We start from the raw sequence: 13,885 nt of genomic DNA, 5'->3' as shown, positions 1-13,885 counted from the left end.
GTCCTCTTTCTCGGGGAGGGGTCAGGGACGCGCAAAGGCCGTGGGCGAGGCGCCCTCGGCCAGGAGCCCGGCGCGCACGAGCGCGTCCCAGAGCGCGTCGGGGACGCTGGCCGTGTGCCGCTCGTACGCCTGGCGCACCTGGTCGGGCGACCGGAGCCCGACGACGGTGCTCGCCACGGCGGGGTGGAGGCGGACGTAGGAGAGCGCTGCCTCGGGGAGCGTGACGCCGTGGTCGGCGCACACGGCCGCGGTCCGCCGGGTGCGGTCGAGCAGCGCGGCGGGTGCCTGCGCGTAGTCGTACGTGGCGTCGTCGGGCGGGACGTCGCGCGCGAGCAGGCCCGAGTTGTAGACGCCCGCGACGACGACGGCGACGTCCCGCTCCAGGGCGGCGGGCAGCAGGTCGGCGAGCGCGGGCTGCTCGAGCAGCGTGAACCGCCCGGCGCACATGACGACGTCGACGTCGGTCTCGCGCACGAACCGCGCGAGCATCGCGGACTGGTTCATCCCGGCGCCGACGGCCCCGACGACGCCCTGGTCGCGCAGCTCGACGAGCGCGGGGACGGCCTCGCGGGAGGCCGCGTCCCAGTGCTCGTCCGGGTCGTGGAGGTAGACGACGTCGACCCGGTCCAGGCCCGTGCGCGCGAGGGTCGCGTCGAGCGACCGGAGCACGCCGTCGCGCGTGAAGTCCCACACGCGGCGCTGGTCGGCGGGCACGTCGAACAGGTCCGGGTCCTTCTGGTGCGCCGTCTCCGGCGACGGGACGAGGAGCCGCCCGACCTTGCTGGACACGACCCGCTCGGCTCGCGGGCGGTCGCGCAGCGCGGCGCCGAGCCGCCGTTCGGAGAGCCCGAGACCGTAGTGCGGCGCGGTGTCGAAGTAGCGCACGCCCAGGTCCCACGCCGCGTCGACCGCGGCGGCCGTCTCGGCGTCGGAGGTGGGCCGGTAGAGGTTGCCTGCCTGCGCCGCGCCGTACCCGAGCGACGTCAGCCGCACGGCGGTGTCGCGGACCCGTCGGGCGGACAGGCTCGTCACCGGCGCGGTCGTGCCGACCTGCTCCCCTGTCATGACGCCGCGGGCGGGCGGACCCGGAGGTTGTGCATGCCGCCGTCGACCGCGAGCGCCTCGCCCGTCGTCGCCGCGGCGAGCGGGCTCGCGAGGTAGCAGACGGCGTGCGCGACCGCCTCGGGGCTGACGAGCCGGCCCGTGGGCTGGCGGGCCGCGAGCGCGGCGCGCTCGGCGGCCGGGTCGTCCGCGGCGTCGAGCAGGCGCCCGACCCACGGGGTGTCGACCGTCCCGGGGTTCACGCAGTTCACGCGGATGCCCTCGCGCACGTGGTCGGCGGCCATCGCGAGCGTGAGGGCCTGGACCGCGCCCTTGGACGCGGAGTACAGCGCCCGGGCGGGGAGCCCCGTCCACGCGGCGATCGAGCACGTGTTGACGACGGCGGCGCGGTCCGACGCCCGCAGGTGCGGGAGCGCCGCGCGCGTGACGCGCACGATCCCCAGCACGTTGACGTCGAGGACGCGCAGCCACTCGGCGTCGTCGTTGTCGGCGACCGTCCCCTGGGCGCCGATGCCGGCGTTGTTCACGACGACGTCGATGCCCCCCATCGCCGCGGCGGCGGCGTCGACGGCGGCGCGGACGGCGGCGTCGTCGGTGACGTCGGCGACCTCGGCGTGGGCACCGTCGGGCACGCCGTCGGTCGTGCGGTCGACCGACGTGACGCGCGCGCCCCGGGCGAGCATCGCCGTCACGATCGCGGCGCCGATGCCGGACGCGCCGCCGGTGACGACGGCGCGCACGCCGTCGAGCTCGGGCGGCGGGCTGGTCGGTGGTGTCACGGGGAAGCCTCTCCTCGGTCTGGGGTGCGTGCTGGTGGTCGGGCGTCGGCCGGGGCACCGGCAGTGGCGGCGGCCGGGAGCCCGTACACGCGGCGCGCGGTGGTGCCCCACACCGCGTCGCGCTCGCCGGGGGCGAGGTCGGCGAGCAGCCCGCGCACGGTCTCCAGCCACCGGCCGTAGTCGCTCGCGAGCAGGCACACGGGCCAGTCGGAGCCGAACATCAGGCGCGCGGGACCGAAGACGTCGAGCGCGTGGTCGACGGCGGGCCGCAGGTCGGTCGGGGTCCACGCGTCCCAGCGGGCCTCGGTGACGAGGCCGGACAGCTTCGCCGCGACGTTCGGTCGGCTGGCGAGCGCCGCGACGTCGTGGCACCAGGTGGCGAGCCGGTCCCCGTCGGCCCCCGCCGCGCCACCGGCGTCCAGCCGCGGCTTGCCGAGGTGGTCGAGCACGAACGGGACGTCGGGGAGCGCGGCGGCGAGCCGTGCCGCCGCGGGGAGCTGGTGGTCGCGCAGGACGAGGTCGAACGCGAGCCCGGCGGCGCCCACGGCGGCGACGCCGCGGCGCACGTCGGCGCGGTCGAGGTACGCGGGGTCGGGCTCGGCCTGGAGCATGGTGCGCACACCCACGAGGTACCGACCGCCGGGGCCCGCGCGCAGCGCGTCGAGGCGCTCGGCCAGGTCCGGGGCCGTGAGGTCGGCCCAGACGACGGCGCCCGCCAACCGGGCCACGCGCCCCTGCGGCGAGGCGCACGTGGCGAGCAGCTCCGCGGACTCGGCCCACCGGCTCGCCGACTGGACGACGACGGCCGCGCTCACCCCGTGCACGGCGGCGGGCAGGTCCGCGGGGACGAAGTCGCGGTCGATCGCCGCCATCGTGAGCGGGTCGATCCAGTCCTGAGGGGTCCGCGACCGGACCCAGAGGTGGTGGTGGGCGTCGACGACGTCGTGACCGGGCACGGGGCCTCCCTCCTCGTTGACGGACCGCCGTGGACCAGATTCATCGAATGTATCTTAGGTACCCGTTCGGCGTTCGCGCAACGATGTCCGGAACTCAGCCCCGAACCATCGTGCGGTCATCAGATCACTGTCAGGGTCCTCAGCTCAGCCGTCGTTCGAGGTGCACCGTGACGGTGTCGCCCACGTCCTTGCCCAGGCGCTTGCGCACCGCCGCGTTCAGCGACAGCATCAGGCCGCCCGCACCGGTCGGCATCAGCCCGACGTTCCGCAGCGGCACGTCGTCGACGGTCGCGTCGACCCGGACCGACCGCAGGGTCCCGAAGAGCTCGCGGGCCTCCGGCACCTCGACGCAGGGCCAGGTGTCGCCCTTGACGTCGACGCCGACGGGCGCGGTGAACGTGCGGTCGAGAGGGACGGGGTCGAACGGCACGGGGGCCTCCGGAGGGTGGTGGTCGTCGGTCGGTGTGCCGACCGGTCGGGCGGCGCGGAGTCATCGGGTGCTTGCGTATCGGCGGCGGGCACGTCGCGCTCAGACCGCCGCGCGCACCGACTCCCCCATGCGCTCGACCGCCTCCGCGAGCACGTCGACGCCGGTCGCGAGGTTGAGCCGAACGTGACCCTCTCCGCCGGGGCCGAACCGGCGCCCGTCCTCCAGCGCGACCCGCGCCCGGTCGAGGAACCAGGCGCGCGGGTCGTGCGCAGGCGCCGGGACGCCGTCGGAGGACGGACCGCCGGCGATCCCTCGACAGTCGAGCCACGCGAGGTACGTCGCCTCGCCGGGGCGGTAGCCGACCTCCGGCAGGTGCGCCGCGAGGAGGTCGGCGAGGAGCCACGCGTTGCGCTCGACGCCCGCGAGGACGGCGTCGAGCCACGCCTCCCCGTGGTCGAGCGCGGCGACGTGCGCGAGCACCGACACGTGCTGCACGCCGTGGCTCGCCTCCTCGGGGATCCGGCGCAGGTCGGCGGCGGCGTCAGGCCCGGCGACGGCCGCCGCGGCCTTGATCCCCGGCAGGTTCCAGGCCTTGGACGCGGAGACGATCGCCAGGGCACGCTCGGAGCCCGGGACGGCGAGGAGCGGGGTGTGGGTCGTCGCCGGGCGGCCGTCGAGGCCCGGTCGGGTGAGCGGCGCGTGGATCTCGTCCGCGACGACGCGCACCCCGTACCGGGCGGCGAGCGCGAGGCCGGCCTCGAGCTCGGCGGGGGTGTGCACCGTCCCGGTGGGGTTCTGCGGGTTGCACACGAGCCAGACGGCGCGGCGCCCGCTCCCGGGGCCGCGCCCGTTCGCGGCGACGCCCGTCGCGTCGGCGAACGCGAGCTCGAGCGCGTCGAGGTCGAGCCGCCCGTCCGGGCCGAGCGGGGCGTCGACGACCCGCCGCCCCTCGTTCGCCGTGAAGCCGTAGAACGGCGGGTACACCGGCGGGTTCACGACGACCGCGTCGCCCGGGGCCGTGAGGACGCGCAGCACCTCGACGATCGCGAGCATCACGTCGGGCAGGGTGCGCGACGTCGACGCGTCGAACGACCAGCCCCACCGGCGCGCCGCGAACCGCGCGTACGCCTCGCCGTAGGCGGTGCCGACGTCGTACCCGGTGTCGCCCGCGCGCAGGGCCGCGGTCACGGCGTCGACCACGGCCTCGCACGGCGCGACGTCCATCTCCGCGACGAACAGCGGCAGCACGTCGGGGTCGAACGCGCGCCACTTCACCGACGTCCGACGGCGCAGCTCGTCGAGCGTGAGGACGTCCAGGGGCGTGCGCATCGTTCTCCTCCCTCGGTGCCGAACCCGGGACGTCTCCTCACGAAGCCGTGCGCGTGGGGAGCGACCCCGGGTTCGACGGGTCGACCCGGACCACCCTAGGTCGTTCCCGGCGCCGCGGGGGTGGGGGCCGGTTCCTCCGCCGCGGCGTTCGCCGGGCTCGTCGCGAGGACGACGCAGCCGCCCACCGCCGCGAGCGTCGCGACCACCGCGGGGACGGCCCAGCCCGACCGCACGACGTCGCCGAGCACGGCGAGACCGACGATCCCGGGGACGAGCACCTCGAGGACGGACACGGTCGCGGCGACCGTGCCCACCGCGCCGCGTTCGAGCGCGCGCAGGTACGCGAGCGCGCCCGCGACACCGCCGAGCACGATCGCGACGGCGAGCGGCTGGAAGACGGTGTCGAGCAGGTCGCCCGACGCGTGGGCGCCGCGCGCGGCGACGGCGGCGACGGAGTAGCCCAGGCCGCCGAGCACAGCGAGGAGCACGGGGTGCCCGCGCCGGTAGGCGGCGGCCGTGCCCACCGCGACGGCGGCCCCGGCGACGTTGACCCACGTCACGAAGCCCGCCGGCGGGTGCGTCGCGGGCTGCTCCCCCGCGGCGAGCGCGAGCACGACGAGGCCGGCCACGACGACGCCCATCGCCACGAGGTCCGTGCGGCGCAGCGTCGCGCCGAGCACGAGCCGCGCGAGCAGCACGACGACCACGAGCGACGCCGCGACGACGGCCTGCACGACGAACAGCGGCAGGTGGTCGAGGGCGAGCAACGAGAGGAGCCACGCGACGCCGTCGACCACGAGCCCGCCGATGACGAGCGGCTGCGCGACGGCCGCGAGGCCGTGCGCCCGCCGCGTCGCGATCGCCTGCATGATCGTGCTCACCGCGTACAGGACGCTCGCGGCGACGGCGGCGAGGAGAGACAGGATCACGAGGTCTCGCCCCCCGCTGCAGGTCCGGACGTCGCCACGGCGGGAGCGGCCTCTGCCGGGGCGGCGCCGACCCCGCGCAGGAACCGGCCGATCACCGGGATCTCCGTGACTCCTTCGGCGCCGGCCATGACGAGCGCCTGCGCGGCCGCCTGCTCCGCCGAGTCGAGCACCACATAGCGGCGGGTCCAGCCGGGGTCGAACTTGTCGTTGAACGTCGCGAGCGTCTCCACCTGCGTCCCCTCGGAGAACCGCTTGACCACCGGCCGCACGAGCTGGTCGAGCCGCGAGTCGCGCTCGCCGTCCATGAGCTCACGCAGGACGGCGAAGTTGAGACCGAGACCGCGCTGGCCGCGCGCGACGAGCTCCGCGATCGTCGCGACGATCGTCGCGTCCACGAGGCCGTTCGGCAGGTCCGGCACGTCGAGGCGGCGACGCATGACGTCGAGGGACCAGCCGTCGATGTCGCTCGCGGGCACCCACTGGCAGAACGCGTCCACGCGCCCCTCGGCGGACCGGGTGACGGAGAGCATGAGCCCGGTGTCGTGGGGGTCGAACAGGCGCGAGAGCGTCATGGAGAACCCGCGCTCGTCCTCGCCGCGCCGGGACTCGTCGCTCATCGCGGCGATCTCGTCGCGCAGCGCGGGGTCGAGCGCCGTGGGGTCGTGGAAGGTCGTCGTGTACCCGGTGCGCGCGACGCGGTTCACGGCCTGGCGCAGCGACTTGTGCGCCTTGCCCTCCAGCGTGAACGACGGGCAGTCCACGGTCGCCTCGTCGCCGAGGTACGCAGGCAGCAGGCCTGATGCCTCGTAGACCGGGAGCCACGGCTCGCCCGCCGCCACGACCGCGACCTTCCAGCCGTTGCGCGCGACGTGGTCGAGGAACTCGGCCCAGACGAGCTCGCGCTCGGCGGGCGGGCAGATCGGGTCGGGCGAGACGAGGCACACGCCGTTGCGGACCGAGTGCGCGACGACGCCGTGGCCGACGAAGAACCAGTCCTTGTCGTCGCGCAGGGCGAAGTAGTCGAGCGTGCCGCCCCCGTGCGCGGCCACGACCGTGCGCGCCTTCTCCCGCTCGGCGAGGTGCTCCGCCGTCGTCGCGGGCTTGGGCGACCGCGGCGAGAGCAGCCACCAGAGCACGAGCACCACGAGCACGAGGTTGAGCACCGTCGCGACGACGGCGATCACGCGGGCCGCGCTCTCGAGCTCGGCGTCGCCCGCGTCGCGCGCGGCGAGCACCACGGCGACCGCGACCACGACGAGGACCAGCGCGACCCCGATCGCGACGAGGAGCAGCACGGCCCGGCGCACCGCGCGCCGCGTGGGCAGGACGGGGAACGCGCGCCACTGCGTGAGGAGCCACCCGACCGCGAGCAGCACGACGACGGCCGGCAGCGCGTGCCGGTGGTGCACCAGGTGCGCGACGGCCGTCAGGCCCAGCACCGCGCACGTCACGACCCACGACAGCCGGTGGCCGTTGCGCAGGCCGCGCGCCGTGAGGAGCAGGACGACGGCCGCGAGCAGGATGCTCGACGCGCGGCTGCTCGCCTCGACGCCCGGGAGGAAGTCCTGGAAGACCGTCAGGTGGACCCAGAGCCGGCGCGCCACGAGACCCACGAGCGAGAGGACCGCGAGGACCACGACGACGGTCGCGGCGACCCGGCGCACGCGGACGCGGTGCCGCTGGGCCGCGAGCGGGGAGTGCCGCCCCGTCGCGACGAGCGCGGCGTCAGGCGCTGCCCGGGACACGCCGGACGACGCGCTCGGGGACTGGCTCGGCGGCGCGCTCGGGCGGGGGTTCTCGTCGGGCACGCTCCGATCATCCGCCAGGCTCGCCCCGACCGCGCGGGCGACCGGCCGCGGGACGCTGCCGCGCCGCCAGCGCCGGGACGCTCCAGGTGGGGGACCGTCCGGCGTCGGACGCGGTCAGGCGTCGTCGCGGGCAGGCGACGACGACCGCCCGCCGCGCGCGTGGGCGGGGCGCTCGTCGTCGTTCACCCAGCGCCAGACGCGCGTCACGACGAACCACACGACCGCGGCCGCGACGACCACGATCACGACCTTCTGGAGCACACCCGCGTACTCCTCCACGACGTGCCACTGCTCGCCGAGGGCGTAGCCGGCGTAGACGAAGATCGTGTTCCACACGAGGCTGCCCGCCGCGGACAGGCCGAGGAACTTCCACAGCGGCATGCGCTCGACCCCGGCCGGGATGGAGATGAGGCTGCGGAAGATCGGGATGAAGCGACCGAAGAAGACGGTCGCGCCGCCGTGCTTGAGGAAGAACTGCTCGGTGCGGTCGACGTCCGCGACCTTGACGAGCGGCAGGCGCTCCGCGACCCAGCGCGTGCGCTCGCGCCCGACGAGCGCCCCCACGAGGTAGAGCGCGAGCGCCCCGACGACCGACCCGGCCGTCGTCCACAGGATCGCCTCGACGAGGCCGAAGCTCCCCTGGCTCGCCGTGAAGCCCGCGAGCGGCAGGATGATCTCGCTCGGCAGGGGCGGGAACAGGTTCTCGAGCGCGATCGCGATCGCCGCGCCGACCGGCCCCAGCGTCTCCATGAGGTTCACGGCCCAGCCCGCGACGCCGTCGAGCGCGGGCTCCGCCGTCGACGCGGCGGGCAGGGCGGCCGAGAGGGCGGCGGAAAGTCCGGAGGGCATGGCTCCCGAGCCTAGGCGAGCGTCGGGACCCCGCGCGGCCGATGCGGGCCAGACCGTGTGGAGGTCTCGTGCGGAGGCGCGCGGAGTCTCGTGGCGTACGGGGCCACCTCAACCGCGTACGAGACGCCGACGTGCCGGGAGCGCGGCCCCGGCAGGTGCGAGCAACAGCCGCCCGACGGCGGACCCGGCCCGTTCACGCTCGCGGGCAGGCGCCGCGTCGTCGGTGACGAGGACGTCGACCTCGTCCAGCGAGGCGATCGGGTGCCGCCCGCCGGGCCGCCAGGCCGATCTGCTCGCGAGGACCACGACCCGGTCGGCGTTCTCCACCATCGCCCGGCTGACGCCGGCCTCCTCGTGTCCCGGGCCGGCCACCCCGGTCTCGGACGTGATCCGGTAGGCGTCGACGAAGGCGAGCGTGCTGGGAATCTCGCCGAACGCGCGTCGCGCCAGCGGGCCCACGAGAGTCCCCGACGCGGTGCGCGTGCCACCGGTGAGGATCGCCGTCAGCAGGCCGTCTCCTGCGGAGTCCACGACTCGCGCGACGACCGTCGAGCTCGTCAGGACCGTGAGCGGCCGGAGCCGTGGATCACCCACGATCCGTTCTGCAAGGAGGGGCATGGTGGTCCCCGACCCCAGGGCGACGACGCCCCCGGGCTCGATCAACCGCACGGCGACCTCCGCGCGCGCGTCGTCACCCGCGCGAGGGGGTCCCGGCCGCGGGACGTGCACCGATCCCTGACCTCGGGCCGACGTCGCGCCACCGTGCACCCGGTGGAGCAGACCGCGCTCCGCGAGGGCGGCGAGATCGCGACGAACGGTCATCTCGGACACCCCGAGGTCGCGGACGAGGTCGGCGACCGTGACGACGCCACGGACGCGCACGGCGGCGGCGATGCGCTCCCTGCGCACCGTACCGAGCAGCCGGTCGCTGCTCTGCTCCCCCCGCGTCGGGGTGGGTCGCCGATCAGTCGTCATCGCGGTCTCCTTGACGTCGCCGTCGTGCATCGTGCCGGGGTCGACGTCGCCTGGACTTGCCAGTCCGCGGCGCGGGAGGGGGATCCGACGGGCCCCGCCAGGCCCCGACCTGACGTCGACGAAGCCGGGATGGATCCAGGCCTGGATGACTCCGGCTCGCGCGAGCGCGACGTACCCGCGCGACCGGGGCATCCAGACGTCGTCGAACGAGACGTCCGCGACGACGTCCCGGACCGCTGTGGTCCTCCCGGCGTCGCAGGCGCCGGACGCCTGGAGCGCGAGCACCAGGTCCGTGTAGTGCGTACGACCTGGAGCCCGTCGCTCGGGCCTCGCGTCGTTCATACCGTGCGAGGCCCGAGCGACGTGGCGGACGACCGTCAGCGGGTCAGCCGCAGTCGAGCGCGTCGTACGCGACGTCGTACCGACCCTCACGCCCGTCCGTCGCGCCCGTCACCGTGACGCTGCCCGCCTCGAGCCGGGCCGCACGCGTGGCGAAGGACTGGTAGCCGGATCGCTCGGGGCCGACCGCGGCAAACTCGCGGGCGCCGAACGCCGTGGCGACCGAGATGTCGACGGCGGACTGCTCCTGGTTCGTCGCGCGCACCGCGAGGTAGGCCTTGCCGGCCAGGCAGCGCGGCTGGACCTGAACGTCCAGCGCGACGCCCGCGGAGGAACCGGAGTTGGTCACGTCCAGCACCAGCGGCGCCAGGGCGAGGGTGTCCAGGTTCGGGGCCCAGCCCGTGGCGTTGCCCAGCGTCAGGGCGCCGTCGTCCGTGGTGAGGTCCAGAGCGACCGTGTGGGTCCAGAAGCCCTTCCACGAGTAGTTGTGCCGGAAGGCGCCGCGCGTGGTGCCGCCGCCGGCCTCGCTCACGTCGAGGAAGCGCGTGATGACGTCGGTGTTGTACGCGTGCCCGGTGTTCTTCTCCGCGTTCGCGTACCGCACCACGAGGTCGTACTGACCCGCGCCCACACCCTCGGCGCGCGGCCACACGGCGACGCTCTGCGGGCTGCCGCCCAGCCAGGAGACCTGCCGGCCCGACACGTCGGTCGGCTGCGCCACCGACTCGAGGCGTGCACCACCCGAGAGCTGGAGCACGTCCTCGGCCTCGACCGTCGTGACCGTCGCGTCGGACTCGGCGGCCCGCGTGGTGGTCAGCGACCCGAGCGCGATGCCCTTGGGCGAGGTGACCGTGAGCTCCGTGATGCCCTTCGCGAGGTGGACACGCGCCGCCGAGATGCGCTCGCCCGCGGCGTCCGCCTCGAGGCCGGCCACCTCCCGGCCGTTGAGCCGCAGCCCCACGGTCGTCGCCGCGTCCGCCGAGTAGTCCAGCGTCACGTCGTAGTACCCCGTCTCGCGAGCGGCCACGTAGAACGTCGCCGAGCCCTCGTCAGCGACCTCCACGCGCCCGGCCGTGCCGGTGTCGTAGGAGACCGTCGCACCGGACAGGCGGGCGAGGTTCGCCGGGTAGGTCGAGGTGTCCGGACCGTCGACGCGCTCGAGGTCGAACCGGTCGAGGGTCACGTTCGCGCCCGGCAGGACCGTGGACCCGTCGGCGCTGGCGCGCACCGACAGCTCGCGCGCGCCCGCCTGGAGATCCACCAGGACCTCGGCCTTGCCGCGGTAGGAGTCCGAGAACCCGGCCTCGTAGCGGATCGTGCCCGCCTGGGCTCCGTCGACGAACAGCGCGTGCGAGCCGGGCCCCACGTTCGGCCCGTTCACTCCCGCGATGACACCCAGGCGGTACGTGCCCGTCGTCGGGACGTCGACCGTCCACGACGCCGTCGCCCCCGCCGACGTGAACCCGCGCACGTCCTTGGCACCCGAGGCCGCGAACGTCCACGCGTCACCGGCGGGGCGGTCCACCACCGTCAGCCCGGACAGCTGCGCCGACTCCGCCTCCAGGCGGTGCGTCCACGTCGTGTCCACCACCGGCGCATCGTCAAGCGTCGGCGTCACCACGACCTGGTAGGCCGAGTGACGGTCGCTGTTCGGGACCACGACCTGCACGGCACCATCGACCACCGCGGCACGCTCGGCCACCACGACCGGCGGCGCCAGCGCCTCGCCCTCCTGCCCGGTGAACTCGGCACGACGCACCTGGACGTCGACCTCGTCGCCGAACACCTCGGCGTTGATGCCCGACACGTCGACGCGTACGTCCTTCGAGCCGCCACCGAACAGGACCGTCGCCTGGCGCTTCTCCTCGTCGAGGGCTGCGAGCCCCTGCAGCGTGTCGACCTTGTTCAGCGTCGGCGGGGTCAGCTCCACGGTCTCCCCCGTGAGGTCGCCGTACCACTTCAGCAGCCACCACGCGCCGTTCGCGGCGTTGTTCTTGGCCATGTTGTCGTTGAGGTTGCCCGCGAACGTCCAGTACGCCGTCTGCGCGTCGACCTTCTCGTCCTCGAACATCGAGATCCACTGGACCAGCTGACCCGGGACGCCCATGTCGCGGCGCATCGCGTACTCGGTGATGTTCACCGGGAGCGGGCCGACCCCGACTTCCCGCTCGATCTGACGGAACTCCGCGAGGTGCGACCGGAACGTGGCGAGGTTCTCGACACCGAGCTCGTGCCAGGTCCACATGTCCGGCAGGACGTCGTTCGCCTTGGCGTAGGTGAGGATCTGGCGGGTGCTGGTCCCGTGCCACCACGCGTCACCGGGGCCGGCGATCTTCGCCTCCGGGTAGATCTCCTTGATGGTCTCGTACGCGGCCTTCCAGTCGGCGAGGAAGGTGTCCCGCATGACGTTCCAGTCGCCGTACCAGTTGATGCCGTCGGGCTCGTTGAACGGCGTGAAGACGTACCGCTCGGGGTAGTCCGACTCCTCGACGATGCTCGTCACGACCGTGCGGACGATGTCGAGGTAGGTGTCGAAGTCCTCGGGGCGCTTGCCACCGTTGTAGGCCCAGTCGGGGTAGTAGTCCTGGATGTTCACCATCAGGTACTCGCCCCCGTTCTCGAAGAGCGAGCGCTCGACGTCGAGCGGGTCCCCGTTGGGGTGCTGGGCTCCGTGGGGCGCCTTCTGGGTGACGTTCGTCGGGTGCGCCCCGGCGATGATCGCGTCGGTGGGCACGCCGTCGTCGCCCAGACCGTAGAGCATGCCCGAGGCTCCGCCTTGCACCGCACCTGTCGAGGCCGACAGGTCGACCGCGAGGACCTCGACGTCCTCGGCAGCCGCTGCACCGGGCAGCACGGTCACCGCTCCGGTAGCGGCGACCAGGGACGCAGTCAGTCCTGCCGTGAGCCGGCGGAGGACCGTGCGCCCGCCGTCCGTTCTCTTGCCTTGCATCTGTCCACACTCCTTCGTGCTGTCGAAACCGGGGGACGGCCGGTGCGACCGCCCCGAGCGGACGGTTGGGCGCGGCACGGGCCGCGCCCAACCGTCCGTGCTGGTGCTCAGTCCGCCAGGACCGCGTTGATCTGCTCGTTCGCCTCCGTCAGGGATGACGCGTCCTTGTTGCCGAGCGCGATGTCCTCGAACGCGACCGACGCGATGGCGTTCACCTCACCTGCGCGGACCGTGATCGGAGGAAGGAACGTGCGACCCTCCTCGCGGTAGCTGAAGAACGCCGAGACGTCCCAGCCCTTCGCTTCGAACGCGGCCAGCGCCTTGTCCGCGGACTCGGGGATCGCGGGGAAGACGACGGCGTGCTCGGCGACGATGTCCTGGCACGCGCTGGAGCCGAGGTACTGGACCCACTCCCAGGCCGCGTCCTGCTTCTTCGACGACGCGCTGATCGAGTCGGCGACCCCGTTGAACACGGACGCGCGTTCACCCGTCGGACCGACCGGCCCGGGCGCGATACCGACCTCGACGCCCTCGAGCGCCTTGAAGGTCCCGGTCGCCCAGGAGCCGTTGGTGCCCATGGCGACCTTGCCGGAACCGACCTGGGTGAGCGTCTCCTCGGAGAACACGCCCGCCGCAGGTGCGTAGCCCTTGTCCGCGAGGCCGTAGAACCAGTCGACCGCCTTCTGGAACTCCGGGTCGTCGAAGTTGTAGCGCGTGCCCCACGGGTTCTCGTCCAGGTAGTCCCAGTCCAGCGAGCCCGTGAAGTTGGCCCACTGCATCTGGCCCGTCTCCTCGAAGTTCGGGTTGATGCCCAGGCCGTAGACCGCGACGTTCGACTTGTCGAACCCGGCCTCGTCACCACGCACTCCGTTCGCGTCCACCGTCAGGTGCGCGACGATCTGCTCGAACGTGCCGCCGTCGTCCGGGTTCCAGTCGGCCGCCCACAGGTCGTCCGCCGTGTAGCCGGCGTCCGCGACGAGCGCCTCGTTGTAGAAGAAGGCGGTCGTGTCCCAGTCCTTCGGGAGGCCGTACAGCGAGCCGTCGGCGTAGCGCCACGGGTCGATGAGGCCCTCGGCGTAGACAGTGGTGTCCACCGAGTCCTTCTCCACCAGCTCGTCGAGCGCGACGATCTGCCCCTGCGCGGCGAACTCGCCGTACTTCGACAGGTGGTCGACGAAGACGTCCGGACCCGAGCCGCCGACGAACGAGGCCGTGAGCTTCGTCCAGTAGTCGTCCCAGGCGAACTGCTCGATCTTGACCGAGACGTCCGGGTTCTCCTCCGAGAACGCCGCGGCGCACGCCTGGTAGGCGGGCACCTGGTTCGAGTCCCAGAGCCAGTACGAGATCTTGTCGCCGGAGCCGCCCGAGCCCGAGCCGCCTCCCGAGGAGCAGGCGCCGAGGGCGAGGACCAGGGATCCTGCCACCGCGACGTGGACAGACTTGCGCATCGTTGTTCCCTTTCGCAGACATCCGCGTCGA

General features: G+C 73.9%; 11 protein-coding genes. All 11 read right to left on the bottom strand.

All coding sequences use genetic code 11. From position 1 onward, the window contains the following. Positions 1 to 21: 21 nt before the first annotated feature. Complete coding sequence (locus JOE63_RS02890) at positions 22 to 1,065, bottom strand: aldo/keto reductase (RefSeq protein WP_204538977.1); 1,044 nt, start codon at positions 1,063 to 1,065, stop codon at positions 22 to 24. Then, positions 1,062 to 1,841 carry an SDR family NAD(P)-dependent oxidoreductase gene (locus JOE63_RS02885; protein ID WP_087470654.1) on the bottom strand — a complete coding sequence of 260 codons (780 nt, stop codon included), beginning with the start codon at positions 1,839 to 1,841 and terminating at the stop codon, positions 1,062 to 1,064. The genes JOE63_RS02890 and JOE63_RS02885 overlap by 4 nt, the downstream gene beginning before the upstream one ends. Further along, positions 1,838 to 2,797: an amidohydrolase family protein gene (locus tag JOE63_RS02880; RefSeq protein WP_204538974.1), complete on the bottom strand. Its 960-nt coding sequence runs from the start codon at positions 2,795 to 2,797 to the stop codon at positions 1,838 to 1,840. The genes JOE63_RS02885 and JOE63_RS02880 overlap by 4 nt, the downstream gene beginning before the upstream one ends. A 139-nt stretch (positions 2,798 to 2,936) precedes the next feature. Then, complete coding sequence (locus JOE63_RS02875) at positions 2,937 to 3,227, bottom strand: DUF1905 domain-containing protein (RefSeq protein WP_204538971.1); 291 nt, start codon at positions 3,225 to 3,227, stop codon at positions 2,937 to 2,939. A gap of 99 nt (positions 3,228 to 3,326) precedes the next feature. Then, the gene (locus tag JOE63_RS02870; RefSeq protein WP_204538967.1) at positions 3,327 to 4,556 is read right to left on the bottom strand and encodes a MalY/PatB family protein; all 1,230 of its coding nucleotides are present in this window, start codon (positions 4,554 to 4,556) and stop codon (positions 3,327 to 3,329) included. Between the two features lie 95 nt (positions 4,557 to 4,651). Beyond that, positions 4,652 to 5,485, bottom strand: a complete 834-nt coding sequence (locus JOE63_RS02865) for a hypothetical protein (protein ID WP_204538963.1) — start codon at positions 5,483 to 5,485, stop codon at positions 4,652 to 4,654. Then, entirely contained in the window at positions 5,482 to 7,293 is a 1,812-nt protein-coding gene (locus tag JOE63_RS21605) for a bifunctional lysylphosphatidylglycerol flippase/synthetase MprF (protein WP_204538960.1), read from the bottom strand. The genes JOE63_RS02865 and JOE63_RS21605 overlap by 4 nt, the downstream gene beginning before the upstream one ends. Before the next feature lie 114 nt (positions 7,294 to 7,407). Continuing rightward, entirely contained in the window at positions 7,408 to 8,142 is a 735-nt protein-coding gene (locus JOE63_RS02855) for a DedA family protein (protein ID WP_087470648.1), read from the bottom strand. Positions 8,143 to 8,250: 108 nt separating this feature from the next. Continuing rightward, entirely contained in the window at positions 8,251 to 9,402 is a 1,152-nt protein-coding gene (locus tag JOE63_RS02850; protein WP_204538958.1) for a DeoR/GlpR family DNA-binding transcription regulator, read from the bottom strand. Between the two features lie 100 nt (positions 9,403 to 9,502). Continuing rightward, positions 9,503 to 12,406, bottom strand: coding sequence for a hypothetical protein (locus JOE63_RS02845; protein ID WP_157759542.1), 2,904 nt, complete (start codon positions 12,404 to 12,406; stop codon positions 9,503 to 9,505). Positions 12,407 to 12,513: 107 nt separating this feature from the next. Beyond that, positions 12,514 to 13,854 (bottom strand): ABC transporter substrate-binding protein, encoded by a 1,341-nt coding sequence (locus JOE63_RS02840; protein WP_087470645.1) that lies wholly within the window; start codon positions 13,852 to 13,854, stop codon positions 12,514 to 12,516. Positions 13,855 to 13,885: the final 31 nt, after the last annotated feature.

Source organism: Cellulosimicrobium cellulans (genome assembly GCF_016907755.1).
Classification (GTDB): domain Bacteria; phylum Actinomycetota; class Actinomycetes; order Actinomycetales; family Cellulomonadaceae; genus Cellulosimicrobium; species Cellulosimicrobium cellulans_D.
The sequence above is the reverse complement of the archived record's forward strand: the minus strand, read 5'-3'. Positions and strand labels throughout refer to the sequence as shown.

Excerpts from the sequence above, each read along its gene's own strand:
- JOE63_RS02890 (WP_204538977.1), bottom strand. The coding sequence starts at position 1,065 with ATGACAGGGGAGCAGGTCGGCACGACCGCGCCGGTGACGAGCCTGTCC.
- JOE63_RS02840 (WP_087470645.1), bottom strand. The coding sequence starts at position 13,854 with ATGCGCAAGTCTGTCCACGTCGCGGTGGCAGGATCCCTGGTCCTCGCC.
- JOE63_RS02855 (WP_087470648.1), bottom strand. The coding sequence starts at position 8,142 with ATGCCCTCCGGACTTTCCGCCGCCCTCTCGGCCGCCCTGCCCGCCGCG.
- JOE63_RS02845 (WP_157759542.1), bottom strand. The coding sequence starts at position 12,406 with ATGCAAGGCAAGAGAACGGACGGCGGGCGCACGGTCCTCCGCCGGCTC.
- JOE63_RS02870 (WP_204538967.1), bottom strand. The coding sequence starts at position 4,556 with ATGCGCACGCCCCTGGACGTCCTCACGCTCGACGAGCTGCGCCGTCGG.